We start from the raw sequence: 15,672 nt of genomic DNA on the forward strand, positions 1-15,672 counted from the left end.
GCGGATCAGGGTGTCCTGTGGCACTCCACCCGTTTCAGGACAGGGGACGAGAAGCCGGAGGCCGGCGCCGGGCCGCGGGTCTCCGGCGGTGGCACGACCACGGCCGAGGCACCTCGCCGCTTCGCCGGAGCGCCGGCCGGCCGGCACGGGCCGGTCGTCAGGGTCGCGGTCCGGCCGGCTGCAGCACCGCGAAGGCGGCACCCTGGTCGTCCTGGAGGACCGCCGTCCGCCCGTACGGGGTGTCCTGAGCCGGGGCCGAGATCCGGCCACCGAGGCGTACGGCGCTCTCGGCGGCCCGGGCGCAGTCGGCAACGGCGAAGTAGGTGAGGAAGTGGCTCGGCAGCATCGCGGGGACGGCATCCGTGAGGACGGCGCGCCCGAGGACCGCGGTGTCCGGGCCCGGCTCGGTGCCCGCCGGGGAGAACACGCGGAGGTCCGCCACCTCCCCGGCGCCGCCCGCGACCTCGTCCGGATCGGTGCCCCGGAAGCCGAACACCTCCTCGTAGAAGGCGTCCACCCGTTCCGGCTGCCGCGTGCGGACCTCGGTCCAGCAGAAGGCGCCGGGCTCGTACCGCTTCTCGAAACCGGCACGGTCGCCCGCCTGCCACAGGCCGAAGACCGCCCCGCCCGGATCGGCCACCTGCGCGAGGACGCCGGCCCGGCCGGCCCGCACCGGGTCGGTGATCACCTGGCCGCCCGCCTTCCTGACCAGCGCGACGGAGGCGAGGATGTCGTCGGTGGCGAAGTAGACGCCCCAGGCGGTCGGCATGCGTCCGTCCTGCTTCGCGGCGAGCGCGGCGACGAGCCGGCCGTCGCTGTACGCGTCCGCGAAGGGCATCCCGTCCTCGGCGCGGAAGGTCCAGCCGAAGAGCCCGCCGTAGAAGCGCTTCCCCGCTTCGAGGTCGGAGAGCTGCACGTCCACCCAGCACGGCACGGACTGCGCGAATGCGGCCATGGCCCGGGTCCTTCCGTCGCGGTGACGCCCGTCACACTCAACGTAGCGCCGGGCGTCACGGCCCGCGCCCCGAAAGCGCTCCCGGAGCCCGCGACCGGCCGCAATAAATCGAACATCCGGTCACCGGTGAAGGCGGCAGTCCCACCGTGGACGCACGTTGTCCACCGACGTTATCCACAGGCTGTTGATAAAATGATCGCATCGATCCGTTCCGTTCCGGGGTGCCTCCAGGAGGCTCCATGGCCACGCTGCGTTACCACCGTCGCCTCCGCGCCCGGCCGACGGAAATAGGCCTTTCGCCTTGTGCGGACTGGGGCGATCCCCATTTGCAGTCGGTCAGATCGCGCCTCGATCCCCCCTCGGTAAGCTGACGGCATGACAGGACAAGTACGCACCGTTGACGGCCGCGTGGCCGGTCGGCGAGGCCAGGCGACGCGGCAGAAGCTGCTCGACTGCCTCAGCGAGATGCTCAGCTCCTCGCCGTACCGGGACGTCAAAGTCATCGACGTGGCCCGCAAGGCGGGGACTTCGCCCGCGACGTTCTACCAGTACTTCCCCGACGTGGAGGGCGCCGTCCTCGAACTCGCCGAGGAGATGGCCAAGGAAGGCGCCGGGCTGACCGAACTGGTCGCCGGCCGCTCCTGGGCGGGCAAGGCCGGCCGCCAGAGCGCCGAGGAACTCGTCGACGGTTTCCTCGACTTCTGGCGGCGCCACGACGCGATCCTGCGCGTCGTCGACCTCGGCGCGGCCGAGGGCGACAAGCGGTTCTACAAGATCCGCATGAAGGTCCTGACCTCCGTCACCAGCCCGCTGACGGAGTCGGTCAAGGAGCTCCAGGCGAAGGGCAGGGTCGACAAGGACGTCAGCCCCGCCGCCATGGCCGGCTCCCTCGTCGCGATGCTGGCGGCGGTCGCCTCGCACCAGAAGGGCTTCAGCACCTGGGGCGTGAAGCAGGCCGAACTCCGGCCGAACCTCGCGCTCCTGGTCCACCTCGGCATCACCGGCAGGAAGCCGGCCCGGTAGGCGCCGGCCCGGAACCCCGCACCCGGCGCCGTACGTACACTCCGCAGCGCCCCCCGTCCTGTCTCACCGGCGGCGGACCACCCAGGTGGTCCGCCGCCGGTGTCCGTGGCGCCCGGCCCGCCGGGCCGGGGAACGGGGCCGCCCGCCCGAGCCCGAGCCCGAGGAGCGACAGTAGGACCATGAGCGATGCACAGAAGGCCTTCCGCGACCTGCTCCACGCCCAGCGCGTCTGGGACGTCCCCCTCCCGCTCCCGCGGTTCGACACCTCCGCCGCTCCCGCCGACCCGCTCACCCTGTTCCACACCTGGTTCGCCGAGGCGGTGGCGGCCGGCCAGACGGAGCCGCACACCATGACACTGGCGACCACGGACGCCGAGGGGCGGCCCGACGCGCGGACGGTGATCCTGCACGACGCCGACGAGCGCGGCTGGCACTTCGCCACGCACACCACGAGCGAGAAGGGCCGGCAGCTCGCCGCCCACCCGCACGCCGCCCTCGGCTTCTACTGGCCCGCCCAGGCCCGCCAGATCCGCGTGCGCGGCGCCGTCACTCCGGCGAGCCCGGCGGAGAGCCGGGCCGACCTGCACGCCCGGTCGGCCGGTGCGCTGGCCGCCGCACTGACCGGCAGGCAGAGCGAAGTGCTCCCGTCGCAGGAGGAGCTCGTACGGGCCTCCGAGGCCGCCTGGGAACGCGCGCGGGCCGAGCCGGACGCCGAGGTGGAGACCTGGACGCGCTACGTGGTCGAGCCGCGCGAGGTGGAGTTCTTCCAGGGCGACGCGCTGCGGCGGCACGTACGCCTGCGCTACCGCCGAGGCGGCACGGACTGGACGCGCGAGCTGCTCTGGCCGTAGCACCACCACGGATTTACCCCGTTTCTACACGAAAGGGGCACTATGGGAGCAGGTGAGCTGCTGGAGGTACCCATGGCACGAGCCCGTTCCCGTTACGCCCCCGACCACGGTCTGACCACCCGCATGGTGAGCACGATGTTCTTCATCGGGCTGCTGTACGTGGTCCTGGTGGGCGTGCTCCTGGCCGTCCTGCGCGGCGCCTGGCCGCTCATCCTGATCGTCGCGGGCGGCCTCTTCGTCGCCCAGTTCTGGTTCAGCGACCGCATCGCCGCGTACGGCATGGGGGCCCGCGAGGTCACCCCGCAGGAGGCGCCCGAACTGCACGGGGCGATCGACCGGATCTGCGCCCTGGCCGACATGCCCAAGCCCCGGGTGGCCGTCGCACGGAGCGACGTCCCGAACGCCTTCGCGACCGGGCGCAGCGAGAAGACCTCCCTCGTCTGCGCCACGACCGGACTCCTGCGCAGACTCGAACCCGACGAGCTCGAGGGCGTCCTCGCCCACGAGATGTCGCACGTCGCCCACCGGGACGTGGCCGTCATGACGATCGCGTCGTTCCTCGGCGTCCTCGCCGGCATCATCACCCGCGTCGCCCTGTGGGGCGGGTTCGCCCGCAGCAGGGGCAACGACCCGGCGGGCATCATCATCATGCTCATCCCGCTGATCAGCGCGGTCGTGTACGCCGTCAGCTTCCTGCTGACCCGGCTGCTCTCCCGCTACCGCGAGCTGTCCGCCGACCGTACGGCCGCCCTGCTCACCGGCCGGCCCTCCTCGCTCGCCTCGGCCCTCACGAAGGTGAGCGGCCAGATGGCCAGGATCCCGACCGAGGACCTGCGGAAGGCGGAGCCGTACAACGCCTTCTACTTCGTGCCCGCCTTCTCCTCCAAGGAGAGCCTGGGCCGGCTGCTCTCCTCGCACCCGACGCTGGAACAGCGTCTGGATCAGCTGGCCCGGATCTCGGCCGGGCTCTCCCGTCCGTAAGGAGCTCCTGTGGGCCTGCTCGACAGCATCCTGGGCCGCAGCAAGCCGGTACGCCCCGACCTCGACCAGCTCTTCGCCGTCCCCTCCGCCGCCCTCACCCTCCAGGCCGGCACCGGCTTCGCCCCGACCGGCCTGGGTTCGGTGTGCTTCGCGGGGGTGGAGGGCGGCACGTTCGCCCGTATCCAGCAGGACGTACGGGAACTGCTCGACGCCGACACGGCACGGGGCGGCGTCCCGGTGGAGTTCAGCCGGGACGGCTACGGCTACACCTGGCTGCTCGCCCGTCAGGACCCCGGCGCCGACGGCACGGCCGCGCTGGTCAACGACCTGCACGCGGTCAACACCCTGCTCCAGGACGGTGGCTTCGGGCCGCACCTGCTCTGCTCGATGATCGGCTTCCGGAACACGGAGGGGCGTTCGCTGGCCCTGGTCTACCTCTACAAGCGCGGCACGTTCTATCCCTTCGCGCCGGCGCCGGGCGGCGGCGAGAAGCGTGACAACCAGCTGGAGCTCCAGGTGCGGGCGGTGCTCGGCGACGACCTCCGGGTGGAGAGCGATCTGGCCCGCTGGTTCCCGGTGTGGGGGGCGCCCGGGCTCTGAACGGCCCGGAACGGCCGGTCGTGATCGTTTCGCAATCGATTTCGACCTTGACCGAGACCCATCAAGCTTCTGCCGGATTACGCTCCGAACCATGCCAGACAGCACGTCTTCCGCCGGTGACGCCCTGCCCGCCGCCATCGACCGCACCGACGACCGGCCGGTCTACGTGATCGGCGGCGGTCCCGGCGGGCTCGCCGCCGCGGCGGCCCTGCGGGCGCGGGGCGTCCGGGCGGTCGTCCTGGAGAGGTCCCAGGACGTCGGGGCCTCCTGGCGGAGCCACTACGACCGGCTGCACCTGCACACGATCCGCCGCTGGTCGGCGCTGCCCGGGCTGGCGATACCCCGCCGGTTCGGGCGGTGGGTGTCCCGCGACGACATGGTGCGCTACCTGGAGAAGTACGCCGAACACCATGAGCTGGAGGTGGTGACGGGTGTCGAGGTGTCCCGGATCGACCGGGTCGCCGACGGGTCCGGCTGGCGGCTGAGCGCGACCGGGGGCCGGGTGCTGACCGGACGGGCGGTCGTGGTGGCCACCGGTTTCAACCACACCCCGCGGATCCCCGAGTGGCCCGGTCGCGCGGGTTTCACCGGCGAACTGGTGCACGCCGCGGAGTACCGCGCCCCGGCCCCGTACGCCGGCAAGGACGTCCTCGTGGCCGGCATCGGGAACACCGGGGCGGAGATCGCGGTGGACCTGGTCGAGGGCGGCGCCGCCCAGGTGCGGATCGCGGTCCGCACCGTCCCGCACATCGTGCGCCGCTCCACCGCGGGCTGGCCCGCCCAGGCCACCGCCGTCCTCGTCCGCAGGCTCCCGGTCCGGCTCGTCGACCGGGCCGGGGACCTGATGGGCCGCATCTCCGTCCCCGACCTCTCCGCCCAGGGCCTGCCCCGCCCGGACACCGGTCTGTACTCCCGGGTCAGGGAGGGCGCGATCCCGGTGCAGGACGTGGGGCTGATCGACGCGGTGAGGAGCGGCCGGGTGGTCCCCGTGGCGGCCGTCGAGTCGTTCGACGGCGACGCCGTGGTGCTGGCCGACGGATCCCGTGTCACCCCCGACGCGGTGATCGCGGCGACCGGCTACGAACGGGCCCTGGAGGGGCTGGTCGGCCACCTCGGCGTACTCGACGCCCGCGGCCGCCCCGTGGTCCACGGCGGCCGCGCCCCCGAGCAGGCGCCCGGCCTGTACTTCACCGGCTTCACCAACCCGATCAGCGGCATGCTCCGCGAGATCGCCCTGGACGCCCGGAGGATCGCCGCGAAGCTGGCCGCGAAGGGGTGACGCCGCGGCCGGGTGTCCCGGCCGGGGGATCCGCGTGTCCCGGGCCGGACAGGTCTCGGACTGCTTCGGCCTGGACGCGCAGGCGAAGGCAGGGCTGAAGGGCCACGCTTCGCAGACATCGGGCCAGGGGCGGAAGGAACGGCAGAGCCCGCCCGCCGGCCGCCGTCGGGGTGTCATCGGGCGGAGGCGCGCCGGGCGGTGAGCAGGGTGTGGACCGCCCAGGCCAGCGCCGCCCCCACCCCGTACCAGACGAGGTCGGGGGCGTTGAAGGTCGAGCCCAGGACCAGCCGGGCCGCGGTGCTGTGCCGGGAGAGCTCGGCGGGTACGCCGGTCAGCTGGGCCAGCTCCACCGCCCAGCTGACCGCCAGGGCCGCCACGGCGGCCACCCCGGGCCGGACCCGGGGCACGAGCAGGACCACGACCGCGTGGATCAGCACGGTGTAGAGCGCGTCCCCCGCGTACTTCGCCAGGTCACCGCCCGCGAGCACGCGCACGCCGAGCCCCGCCCCCACCGTCAGGACGGCCGCTGCCGCCGCCGTCACCCGGGCCGCGACGGCCGGAGTGCCGGTCGCACCCGGGGCCGGGGACCGGGAGGCGGAGGCGGGCGCGGGCGTCGTCGGGGACGCGGGCGCGGGCGGGCCGGGAGCAGGATGTCCGTTCACGGCACGACGTCTATCAGCTCGGGGTCGGAGGCTGCCACTTCACCGGCACGACCGCCGGGGAACGCCGGAAAACAAGGGGGACCACATGCGGCACCGCGTCGTCGTACTCGCCCTCGACGGGCTGCTCCCCTTCGAACTCGCCATCCCCCGGCGGATCTTCGGCCGCGCACCGGGCTGCTGGCCGCACAACCGGGGCCTCCGGCTGCACGACGTCGTGACGTGTTTCCGGGGTCAGCCCGGGCCGGTGGCTCACCCAGCAGCGGGTGGAGCGGGCACGGCAGCTGCTCGAATCCACGGACCTGCCGATCGACCAGGTAGCCAGGGAATCCGGCTTCGGCACGGCCACCTCGCTGCGCCAGCACGTACAGGCGACGCTGGGCGTCCCGCCGACGGCCTAACGACGGCCGCGAGCCGTACCCGGTAGGGGCGCGGCCGGGCCGGCACGGTCAGATACGGGCGGGGTCGCCGGACTGGTCGTCGGTCACCGGGAACATCACCGGGCCGCCCCGGTCGACCTCGCACCAGATGCGCTTCCCGGCGCCCTCCGGCTGCCAGCCCCAGCGGTCCGCGAGCCCGGCCACCAGCTCGAGGCCACGGCCGCCCGTGTCCCCGCCCGTCGCGTGTCGCGGCTGGGGCGGACGGCAGCTGGTGTCGGCCACCTCGACCCGTACGGTCTCCACCGAGCCGGAGCCGAAGAGCATCCGCAGGACGGCCGGGCAGCCCGTGTGGACCACCGCGTTGGTGACGAGCTCCGAGATCAGCAGGATGAGCGTCTCGGCGATGGGCTCGTCATCGGCGACCCCGGACCCGACCAGACGTGACCGCGCCCATCTGCGGGCCCGGCCCACCTCCGCGGGATCCGGCCCGATCTTCAGCTGAACCTGAAGCACCTGCACCGCTCACACCATCCGAACCGGCGGACACATCGCCTCGCGCCTCCTCAGGGTCACGGAACGTGACTCCCCTGTGGAACAGCATGGTTGACGTACAGTCACCGCAACAAGCGCTTCGGGCATATTCCAGCGCGAAGGAGTACGTGTGGTGCATACTGTGCGACCCACACCACGGAGAGTCGAACAGCAGCGTCCCGTGACTCCGGGAACCGACTCCCCGGCAGGCCCGGCGCCTCTCCCGGCGCCGCGAACAGGGCACCGCTCCCGGGCCGGAGTCGCCGTAGCGGCCACAACCGGATCCCTCGGTCCCGGAACCCCTCGCATCCACCGGAGCCTACCCGAGCGGAGCGCACGACTCCGCCCTGTCACCGGGTGACCGCACCCCGCGACCGGCACCGACTGCGCAGGGTCACACGCCGCGTTCGGCGGGCTCCGCGCCCCCGGTCAGCCACGACCGCGCCGCGCCGGGCCGTACGGCAGGACCCGCCGCCCCTGCGGGACCGTCCTCCGAAGGACCGTGAACTCGTCGCTCCGCCGGGCGTGTGGGCGACCGCCCGACGGACACGGTCCGCCCGCCGGCCGCGGTCCGGACGTCCGGGCGGACCACGCGCCGGGGCGGTCTACGTGTCGGGCGCGATCACGGTGAAGTACGCGGAGAGAGCCGCCACCGCGTCCGTCTCGGCGACCCGGCCGTCGTGGTCGGCGTCCAGGCTCTGCGCCGCGACGCTCGCGACGTCGGCTCCGGCGCCCAGGACCCGCAGGGCCCGCTCCACGGCATCGACAGGGGCCGAAGCGGGGGCGGCCGCCGTCCCTGCGTGACCCTCCGCGCCGGCCACGGCGATCGCCGCACGCAGGAAGGGACGTGCGATCTCCGCGAAGCGTTCGGGGTTGTCGCGCAGCCGCTTCACGGCCCCGCCCACGAACTCCTCCCGGGTGACGCGCTGGTCCCCGTCCACGTCGGCGATGCCGGCCAGGCCCTGCCAGAAGGCCTCGGCGCCCGTGTAGAGGGCCTGGCCCTTGTCGCAGCGGGCCGTCGTACCGAATTCGGTGAGCAGACGTGCCGCCGCGGCGTTGAAATCGGCGCGATCGATATAGCCGTTGCCGTCCTGGTCCAAGGCGGCGAACCGGTGCGCGATCTTGCGCTCGTACTCTGCGCTGTCCATGCGGGGAGCGTACGACGCCGGCGGACGCCACGTGTCACCAACTCCCTCCGGAGCTGTTACGGCCCCGTACGGAACGGGGCGCAACACACCGCCGTACCGCACCGGGCGCCACGCGCCCGCCGTGCCCGACCGGGGGTCACGCGCTGAGCGGCCTGGCCTCCGCGTCGGTGGCGGACCGGGTGTCGGGGTAGACCTCGAAGAGTCTGCGCACGCCCAGGGCGCCGAGCACCTTGTTGACGTGGGAGCCGTCCACCGCGCCGCGGGCCGGGAGGATCAGCCGCAGCCGGCCGCCGCAGGACTTCATGAGACGGCGGGTGGCGATCAGCACGTTGACGCCGCTGGAGTCGCAGAACAGCACGCCGGAGAGGTCGAGGACCACGTCGTGCCGGCCCTCGGCCACCGCTCCGTGGACGGACTGGCGTACGACGGGTGAGCTCACCAGATCGAGTTCACCCTGGGCGCTCAGCACGGTCCAGCCGGCCTGCTCCGTCTCGTCCACCGTCAGCGTCACGCGCCTGGGCCTCTCGTTCCGGGGGGATCCGGAGGATCATCCGGAATTTTCCGTTCCCCCTCGCGGCTGCCCAGGTCCTCCACCCGCGAAACCCCGGCCGGGCCATCGGTACGGCTCCGGCAGGGCTCCGCCACCGCGCAGGATGCGTCCGCTAGTGATCGCTCAGGCCCTGTTTACCCGATCAGGAAACGGCAAAGCATGTCGTATTCCCTATCATCCGGCGCCACTCGGGGGACGTACTTGGGGCAAAGGTACGTGACCGACCGGGGGCGCCGACTACATTCGGCATGACGAGGGGTACAGGGCTGGGGGCCGGATGGCGAAGGACTCACCGCCGCGCTGGGAGCGCCGCATGCAGCAACGGCTGGCGCGCGGCGAGGCGGCGGCGCTCGGGGAGTTCTACGACCGGTTCGCCGCCCTCGTGCACAGCCAGGCCCACCGGATGCTCGACGACGAGGACGCCGCGGACCTGGTGACCCGGGAGGTCTTCGGTCACGTGTGGGAGAACCCCGACGCCTACGACCCGAAGCAGGGCTCGATGCGCTCCTGGGTGGCGCGGCTCACCCACCGGCGGTCCGTGGAGCGGCTCCGCGACACGCACGGGGGCGCCGGGGAGCCGGACGCGCAGGAGCTCGAGCAGCGGGTGCGCAAGGCCACCACGGCCGCCCGCGCCGACTACATCGTCGCTTCCATGCCGGCGCCGCTGCGCGCGGCTCTGGAGCTCGCCTACGTCCAGCGCCGGGACTACCGCCAGGCCGCCGCCGACCTGGGGGTGACCGGGGACGAGGCGCGGCGCCGGCTGCGGCTCGGGCTGCAGCTGCTCTCCACGGCGGACACGGGCCCGACGGGCTCCGCACCGCCCGGGCACGGGCGGACGCCGTGACGGGCGGGACCCGCGGCCAGGACCACGACGAGGAGTCCCCGGCCGCCCGCCGGATACCGGAACAGCGCCCCGGTGGGGTGCCGGACACGGCCGGCGCTCCACCGGCGGGGCCCTGCGCGTCCCCGGAGGCCCCGCCGGCCCGTCCGATGGCGGTCCCGGTGAGCGTGCCCCCACCGGTTCCGGTGCTGTCCCACCAGGTCCTCGCCTCCCTGCTCGGCGCCTGGGCGCTGGCCGCCTGCTCGGCGGAGGAGACGGCGGCGGTCGAGGAACACCTCACCTCGTGCGCGCCCTGCGCGGACGAGGCGCTGCGCCTGCGCGACGCGGTGGGGCTGCTGCACACCGACGGGAGCCTGGACCTCGACCCGACGCTGCGCGACCGGGTGCTCGACGGCTGCCTGGGCCGCCGCCCGGCACGCATCCCGGTCCCCTCCTGGGCCGCCCCGTACGACGCCGAGACCGCCAGGCTCGACGCGCTGCTGCGGGACATCGGCAACGCGGAGTGACATGCTCCGGTCCGGCTGAAGTGGTTCCAGGACGAGCGGCCGGTCCACCGCAGGACGACGGTGGCCGGGGTGATCGGCCACCTCATGACCGTCGACGGCCTGGTCTCCACGGCGCTGGGCCTGGACGACCCGCTCGGGAGCGGTGACAGGCCGCTGTCCCCGACCGCGCGGACCGAGAGCTGGTGGTCCTCCGCCGACCGGCCGCCCACCCGGGCCGTCCGGGAGCCGTGGCGGGACCAGAGCCACACCCTCGTGCGCACGGTGTCGTTCGCCGGCCGGGGCGTCGCGGAGCTCTCCGTACCGTACGGGGACTTCGCCCTGCCGCTGCGGGACTCGCTCCTGGAGCGGGCCTTCGAGTGCTGGGTGCACGGCGGCGACATCGCGGACGCGGTGGACTATCCGTACGAGCCGCCCGCCGCCGCCCATCTCCACGGGATGATCGACCTGGCGGTCAGGCTGCTGCCGGCCACCCTCGCCGGGCGCCGCCGCGCGGGCCTGGCAGGACCGGCCCGGGGGCTGGTGACCGCGGGGTCCCCGGGGCGTTCGCTGCACCTGGAGATCGAGGGGCGGGGCGGCGGGGACTGGTACATCGCGTTGGACTCACCGGCCGCCGTCGGCTCCCCGGGCCGTGCGGTGGCGCGGGTGGCGCTCGACGGTGTGGAGTTCTGCCGGCTGGTCGCCGGGCACGTCCCTCCGGAGGAGGCGGCGGCCGGGCAGGAGGGCGACCGGGAGGCCATCCGCGAGGTGCTGTTCGCGGCGGCCTCCCTCAGCAGGCTGTGAGCACGGGAGCCGTCCCCTCCCCGGTCACGCCCCCCTACGCGAAGACCACCGTGCGGCGGCCGTTGAGCAGGATGCGCCGCTCCGCGTGCCACTTCACCGCGCGGGCCAGGGCCTGGCACTCGACGTCGCGCCCGACGGCCACGAGCTGGTCCGGCGTGACGCCGTGCCCGACGCGCTCGACCTCCTGCTCGATGATCGGCCCCTCGTCGAGGTCGGCCGTCACGTAGTGCGCCGTCGCCCCGATCAGCTTCACGCCCCGCGCATGGGCCTGGTGGTAGGGCTTCGCACCCTTGAAGCTCGGCAGGAAGGAGTGGTGGATGTTGATGATCCGGCCGCTGAGCTGCTTGCACAGGTCGTCGGAGAGCACCTGCATGTAGCGGGCCAGCACGACGAGTTCGACGTTCTCCCCGCGTACCAGCTCCAGGAGCTGCGCCTCGGCCTCCGGCTTGTTCTCCCGGGTGACGGGGATGTGCCGGAAGGGGATCCCGTACGAGGCGACGAGCTCGGCGAAGTCCGTGTGGTTGGAGACGACGGCCACGATCTCGACCGGCAGCGCGCCGATGCCGGACCGGAAGAGGAGGTCGTTGAGGCAGTGACCGAACCTGCTCACCATCAGCACGACCCGCATCCGGTCCGCCACCCGGTGCATCTGCCAGTCCATCCGGAAGGAGTCACCGATCGCGGCGAAGCTGGCCCGCAGTTTGTCCAGGCTGACCGGGGCCTCGGCCGAGAAGTGGACGCGCATGAAGAAGAGACCGGTGTCGTGGTCGCCGAACTGCTGGCTGTCCTCGATGTTGCAGCCGGTCATGAAGAGGTAGCTCGACACGGCGTGCACGATGCCCTGTTTGTCAGGGCACGAGAGGGTGAGGACGTACTGCTCGGCGGGGGCGTCCGAGGCAGCGGCGGGAACGGATTCAGCAGGCTGCGGCGCGGTCATCCCCGTAGGGTGCCACACCCTCCGCAGGTCAGGCCGATCCGGTCATCATGCGGAGCACGTCCAGGGAGCGCGGCGGGATGTCCGGGTCCTCCGCGTCGTTGCCCGCGAGCATCACGTGGGCCTCTCGGGCGGCGAGGACCGCGTCCTGCCAGCCCGGGTGCTCCAGGTAGGCGGAGACGGGGGCGTCGGCACCGACCTGGTGCATGATGCGCAGCACCCGCAGGGCGGCGACGTCCACGAGGGCGGCCTCGGCGGAGTCACGGAAGATGGTGCCCACGTACTTCTCGGCGGACCAGTTGTCCAGCCAGGTGTCCTCGACCAGGCGGTACACGGCGTCGGTGACGTCGCCGTAGCCTTCCTGGCCGGCCAGCCAGCACTGCTGGTGGAAGACGGGGTCGGAGAGCATGTGCAGCGCCGAGCGCACGTTGCTGCGCCAGCGCCACCACGGCATGTCGTTGAGCGGCATGCCGCCCATGGTGGAGGAGCGACGGCCGCGACGGGAAGAGTTCTCCGAACCTTGCTGCACGATTGTCGATCGTACGTTCCCCTACGCCGTGCGCACACCGGCCCCCGGAATTCACCCCCACGTCACTGAGCGTCGAACGGGGCACACAGTGGCGTTACCTCCCCGGCGCAAGAATTCATGCTCATGACCGGACGGCGACGCCTCACCTCCCCCCGCCCCTACAGGCTCCTCACACGTGCGGCGGCGGTCGGCGCGCTGCTGTCCGGATGCGGTGTCCTCCCCGGGGCCGCGGAGGGCTCCAGGGAGCCCGTCACCGTCATGACCTGGGCCCCCGACACGACGGGTGCCGACTCGGTGAACATGGCCGGCATGGCGGCCATGGCGCGGACGTACGCCGCCTGGATCAACGGACAGGGCGGGATCGACGGGCACGAGCTGCGCGTCCTCACGTGCAACGAGGGGGACACCCCGGTCGGCGCCTCGCGGTGCGCCCGGCGGGCGGTCGACGAGAACGTGGCCGCCGTCGTCGGCTCGTACAGCCGGCACGGGAGGGCGTTCCTGGCCCCGCTGGAGGCGGCCGGCATCCCGTACATCGGCGGTTACGGCGCTTCGGCCGACGAGTTGACCAGTTACCTCTCCTATCCCGTCAACGGCGGCCAGCCGGCGCTCGTCGCCGGCAACGGCGAGCAGCTGGCCTCCCGGTGCCACCGGGTGTCCCTGGTCCGGCCCGACTCGCTGGTCGGCGACAGCATGCCCGGCCTCCTGGACACCAGCCTCGGCCGGGCCGGCCTCCCCGCGTCCTACGACATCAGGGCGCCGGAGGAGGCCACCTCGTACGACTCCCAGGCGGCCGAGGCGCTCGCCCGGGCGGCCGGCGGCTGTGTGACGGCGGTGCTGGGCCAGGGGACGGAGACGTTCTTCGACTCGTTCCGCCGCCTCGAACCGGAAGGCAGCGAGGTGCGGATCTCGTCTGTGCTGGGCAGCATCGGGCAGCCGCTCGTCAACCGGACCGGCGGCCGGAACGGCCCGTTCGAGGGGGCGTACGTCACCGGCTGGTACCCGGACTCCGGGGACGCGCGCTGGGACGGGATGCGCGAGGTGATCAGCAGGTTCGCCTTCGGCGACAACCGCATCGACCCGGAGGACACGGGGGTGCAGACCACCTGGATCGCGTACACCGTGCTCAAGGCGGTCATCGAGGCGATGGACCGGCCGGAGATCACCGCCGGCGGCATCAGCGTCAGCCTCAACCGGGGTACCGAGGTGGACACCGGCGGGCTCACCCCGGTCCTGCGCTGGCGCTTCCAGGACATGGTCGGCACGGCCGCGTACTCCCGCATCGTCAACGGGCGGGTGACGTTCCAGGTGGTGCGCGAGGGGCGGCTGGTCGCCGAGAAGCAGGGGTTCGTGGACGTCACGGAGACCCTGGTGGACGCCCGCCTCGACCGCTGAGCGCCGCCGCCTCGGCCGCTGAGCGCCGCCGCGCGGGGGGCCGCGGTGCCGGCGGCCCCCGTTCCGCCCGGGGCCGCCGTCCCCGGAGCGGGAGCCCGGGCGGCACGCCCCGGGCCGCGGTCGGGGCACCCCGCCTCAGAGCTGCTGCGGTGTCCTCTTCGTCAGCGCGTACTTCTCCGCGATCGCGTTCCAGAGACCGGAGGCCTCCTGCTTGGCCTGGGTGGCCTCGCCGCTCGCCGCGTCGGCCCTGGCCTTGGCGTCCGTGGACCGGGCCTTGCCGCCCTTGCACACCTTCTTCCCGTGCTTGGCCTGTCCCGCCCACGCGGCGTACTCGTCGTCGGCCTGGGCCGACGCCCGCCACGCCTTGGTCAGCGAGGACTTCAGCCCGGCGTTGTCGGGGAGCTGGTCCACGGCGAGCCCGTCGAGCCGGGTCACCAGGTCACGGCGCTGCGCGGCCGCGCCCTTCAGGTCGGTGGCCGCCTGGTCGAGCGCCGTGCAGTTCTTGATCTTCTCCACGGCGCTGATGACGGCCGCACGGCTGTTGTTGCTGTCGGCGAGCAGCTTGTCGAGCGCCTCGGCCTGCGGCTTCGCGGGGTCGGCCGCCGCCTGCGTGGAGGGGTCGGCACCGGACGAACTCTGCGCGGCCACGGGCTGCTTGTCGTCCGACGAGCCCTCGTCACCTCCGCTCAGCAGGGCTCCCGCCCCGAGCCCGACGACGGCGCAGCCGACGACGACCGCGGCGATCAGCGGGATGTGCGCGGACCGTCGGCGCTGCGTCCCGGGCCCGTGGTCCTCGGGCTCCTGCACGCCCTGTACGCCCTGTACGCCCTGGAGACCCGACCCGTACGGCGGGGGCGTGGGCTGCGGCCGGCCGTGCGCACCCGGGTGCGGCTGGGGCTGCCGGCGCGCCGAGTCGACGTGCGGCATCTGCTGGGTGGCGCCCGCGGGCCCCTCCTCGCGGAAGAGGCTGTCGAACTCGGCGGGCGGCTGCCGGTCACCCGGGGTCCCGGGCCGGATGCCGTACGGCGCTCCGCCGGGCACCGGGGGTATGTACTGGGTCGCGTCGGCGTCGCCCGCCTGCACCGGTCCGCCCAGGTGCTGGGTGGCTTCCGCGGGGCGCTCGGGTGGCATGCCGGCCGGGCCGTGGCCACCGGGCACGGGGGCGATGTACTGCGTGGCGTCGGCGTCCCCGCCCGGCACCCCGGCCCCGGCCTCCGGCGGCAGCGACTGCCCGTACTGCTGGTACCGAGGGGAACCGGGCTGCTGCTGGTACTGCTGCTGGTACGGGTCCTGCCGCGGCGCGTAGGACTGCTGCGCCGGATAGGGCTGCTGCGCGGGCTCGTACGGCCCGGGCTGCGGCGCGTACCCGCCGGGCGGCTGCTCGGGGGGCAGTTGCCCCGGGAGCGGGCCGGCCGGGTGCGCGGCCTGGGGACCCCAGGCATCACCCCACGGCTGCCCGCCCGCAGGGGCCGCCCCGTCGGGCGCCGGCCCTCCTGCGTGGCCGCCCGCGGCCCAGGCACCACCCTCCGCGGGCAGCACGACACCTTCGTGCGCGGGCCGTACAGCAGGGAGCTGCTGCTCGTCACCCTGTCCGCTCTGCGTCACCGGGACTCCTACGTGTCAACCTACGGAATCGTCGGCTCACGCTATCGGGTGGCTGCGGCCCTGCGCCAAGCGCCCGTGAGCACGCACCACCCCTTCACACCCGGGTGACCCGCGGCGGCCTTCCCGCG

General features: G+C 73.5%; 15 protein-coding genes and 2 pseudogenes. 9 read left to right on the forward strand and 8 right to left on the reverse strand.

Features of this window, described 5'->3' with window-relative positions; genetic code table 11:
* Positions 1-157 precede the first annotated feature (157 nt).
* Positions 158-955, reverse strand: a complete 798-nt coding sequence (locus tag BA175_RS11910) for a VOC family protein (RefSeq protein ID WP_069171263.1) — start codon at positions 953-955, stop codon at positions 158-160.
* 375 nt (positions 956-1,330) lie between these two features.
* Between BA175_RS11910 and BA175_RS11915 the strand changes: the two genes are divergently transcribed.
* The 5 genes from BA175_RS11915 (at position 1,331) to BA175_RS11935 (ending at position 5,689) form a co-directional block, all read left to right on the forward strand.
* On the forward strand, positions 1,331-1,978 hold the full coding sequence (locus BA175_RS11915; protein ID WP_069171264.1) for a TetR family transcriptional regulator: 648 nt from the start codon (positions 1,331-1,333) through the stop codon (positions 1,976-1,978).
* Positions 1,979-2,157: 179 nt separating this feature from the next.
* Positions 2,158-2,829: a pyridoxine/pyridoxamine 5'-phosphate oxidase gene (locus BA175_RS11920; RefSeq protein WP_069171265.1), complete on the forward strand. Its 672-nt coding sequence runs from the start codon at positions 2,158-2,160 to the stop codon at positions 2,827-2,829.
* Between the two features lie 72 nt (positions 2,830-2,901).
* Positions 2,902-3,810 (forward strand): zinc metalloprotease HtpX, encoded by a 909-nt coding sequence (gene htpX, locus BA175_RS11925; protein WP_069172064.1) that lies wholly within the window; start codon positions 2,902-2,904, stop codon positions 3,808-3,810.
* A gap of 9 nt (positions 3,811-3,819) precedes the next feature.
* Positions 3,820-4,410, forward strand: a complete 591-nt coding sequence (gene pspAB / locus BA175_RS11930) for a PspA-associated protein PspAB (protein ID WP_069171266.1) — start codon at positions 3,820-3,822, stop codon at positions 4,408-4,410.
* Between the two features lie 91 nt (positions 4,411-4,501).
* Entirely contained in the window at positions 4,502-5,689 is a 1,188-nt protein-coding gene (locus BA175_RS11935) for a flavin-containing monooxygenase (protein ID WP_069171267.1), read from the forward strand.
* A gap of 173 nt (positions 5,690-5,862) precedes the next feature.
* Here the strand turns inward: BA175_RS11935 and BA175_RS11940 are convergent, their stop codons facing one another.
* On the reverse strand, positions 5,863-6,231 hold the full coding sequence (locus BA175_RS11940; protein WP_069171268.1) for a DUF2809 domain-containing protein: 369 nt from the start codon (positions 6,229-6,231) through the stop codon (positions 5,863-5,865).
* Between the two features lie 347 nt (positions 6,232-6,578).
* Here BA175_RS11940 and BA175_RS29505 point away from each other — a divergent pair.
* A pseudogene (locus BA175_RS29505) lies at positions 6,579-6,746 on the forward strand (helix-turn-helix domain-containing protein); the annotation flags it as partial.
* A 51-nt stretch (positions 6,747-6,797) separates the two neighbouring features.
* Here the strand turns inward: BA175_RS29505 and BA175_RS11945 are convergent.
* The 3 genes from BA175_RS11945 to BA175_RS11955 all read right to left on the reverse strand — a co-directional run bounded on the left by BA175_RS11945 (position 6,798) and on the right by BA175_RS11955 (position 8,918).
* The gene (locus BA175_RS11945; RefSeq protein WP_069171269.1) at positions 6,798-7,247 is read right to left on the reverse strand and encodes an ATP-binding protein; all 450 of its coding nucleotides are present in this window, start codon (positions 7,245-7,247) and stop codon (positions 6,798-6,800) included.
* 617 nt (positions 7,248-7,864) lie between these two features.
* Complete coding sequence (locus tag BA175_RS11950; protein ID WP_069171270.1) at positions 7,865-8,407, reverse strand: EF-hand domain-containing protein; 543 nt, start codon at positions 8,405-8,407, stop codon at positions 7,865-7,867.
* A 136-nt stretch (positions 8,408-8,543) separates the two neighbouring features.
* Positions 8,544-8,918 (reverse strand): STAS domain-containing protein, encoded by a 375-nt coding sequence (locus BA175_RS11955; protein ID WP_069171271.1) that lies wholly within the window; start codon positions 8,916-8,918, stop codon positions 8,544-8,546.
* A 316-nt stretch (positions 8,919-9,234) separates the two neighbouring features.
* On the opposite strand from BA175_RS11955, the gene BA175_RS11960 reads away from it, so the two are divergent.
* Complete coding sequence (locus BA175_RS11960; RefSeq protein ID WP_069171272.1) at positions 9,235-9,801, forward strand: RNA polymerase sigma factor; 567 nt, start codon at positions 9,235-9,237, stop codon at positions 9,799-9,801.
* Positions 9,798-11,084: pseudogene (locus BA175_RS11965) on the forward strand (zf-HC2 domain-containing protein). The gene BA175_RS11960 and the pseudogene BA175_RS11965 overlap by 4 nt, the downstream one beginning before the upstream one ends.
* Positions 11,085-11,118: 34 nt before the next feature.
* On the opposite strand, the gene purU reads toward BA175_RS11965, so the two are convergent.
* The gene (gene purU, locus BA175_RS11970; RefSeq protein ID WP_069171273.1) at positions 11,119-12,021 is read right to left on the reverse strand and encodes a formyltetrahydrofolate deformylase; all 903 of its coding nucleotides are present in this window, start codon (positions 12,019-12,021) and stop codon (positions 11,119-11,121) included.
* Between the two features lie 28 nt (positions 12,022-12,049).
* Complete coding sequence (locus BA175_RS11975; RefSeq protein WP_069171274.1) at positions 12,050-12,496, reverse strand: SCO4402 family protein; 447 nt, start codon at positions 12,494-12,496, stop codon at positions 12,050-12,052.
* Between the two features lie 174 nt (positions 12,497-12,670).
* Between BA175_RS11975 and BA175_RS11980 the strand changes: the two genes are divergently transcribed.
* Positions 12,671-13,939, forward strand: a complete 1,269-nt coding sequence (locus tag BA175_RS11980; protein ID WP_069171275.1) for an ABC transporter substrate-binding protein — start codon at positions 12,671-12,673, stop codon at positions 13,937-13,939.
* Between the two features lie 135 nt (positions 13,940-14,074).
* Here the strand turns inward: BA175_RS11980 and BA175_RS11985 are convergent, their stop codons facing one another.
* Positions 14,075-15,544: a hypothetical protein gene (locus BA175_RS11985; RefSeq protein WP_175420806.1), complete on the reverse strand. Its 1,470-nt coding sequence runs from the start codon at positions 15,542-15,544 to the stop codon at positions 14,075-14,077.
* Positions 15,545-15,672: the final 128 nt, after the last annotated feature.

The sequence above is a fragment of the Streptomyces griseus genome (assembly GCF_001715295.1).
GTDB classification, from domain to species: Bacteria; Actinomycetota; Actinomycetes; order Streptomycetales; family Streptomycetaceae; genus Streptomyces; species Streptomyces griseus_G.

Excerpts from the sequence above, each read along its gene's own strand:
- BA175_RS11915 (WP_069171264.1), top strand. The coding sequence starts at position 1,331 with ATGACAGGACAAGTACGCACCGTTGACGGCCGCGTGGCCGGTCGGCGA.
- purU (WP_069171273.1), bottom strand. The coding sequence starts at position 12,021 with ATGACCGCGCCGCAGCCTGCTGAATCCGTTCCCGCCGCTGCCTCGGAC.
- BA175_RS11910 (WP_069171263.1), bottom strand. The coding sequence starts at position 955 with ATGGCCGCATTCGCGCAGTCCGTGCCGTGCTGGGTGGACGTGCAGCTC.
- BA175_RS11935 (WP_069171267.1), top strand. The coding sequence starts at position 4,502 with ATGCCAGACAGCACGTCTTCCGCCGGTGACGCCCTGCCCGCCGCCATC.
- BA175_RS11975 (WP_069171274.1), bottom strand. The coding sequence starts at position 12,496 with ATGGGCGGCATGCCGCTCAACGACATGCCGTGGTGGCGCTGGCGCAGC.
- BA175_RS11920 (WP_069171265.1), top strand. The coding sequence starts at position 2,158 with ATGAGCGATGCACAGAAGGCCTTCCGCGACCTGCTCCACGCCCAGCGC.
- htpX (WP_069172064.1), top strand. The coding sequence starts at position 2,902 with ATGGCACGAGCCCGTTCCCGTTACGCCCCCGACCACGGTCTGACCACC.
- BA175_RS11980 (WP_069171275.1), top strand. The coding sequence starts at position 12,671 with ATGACCGGACGGCGACGCCTCACCTCCCCCCGCCCCTACAGGCTCCTC.
- BA175_RS11960 (WP_069171272.1), top strand. The coding sequence starts at position 9,235 with ATGGCGAAGGACTCACCGCCGCGCTGGGAGCGCCGCATGCAGCAACGG.
- BA175_RS11950 (WP_069171270.1), bottom strand. The coding sequence starts at position 8,407 with ATGGACAGCGCAGAGTACGAGCGCAAGATCGCGCACCGGTTCGCCGCC.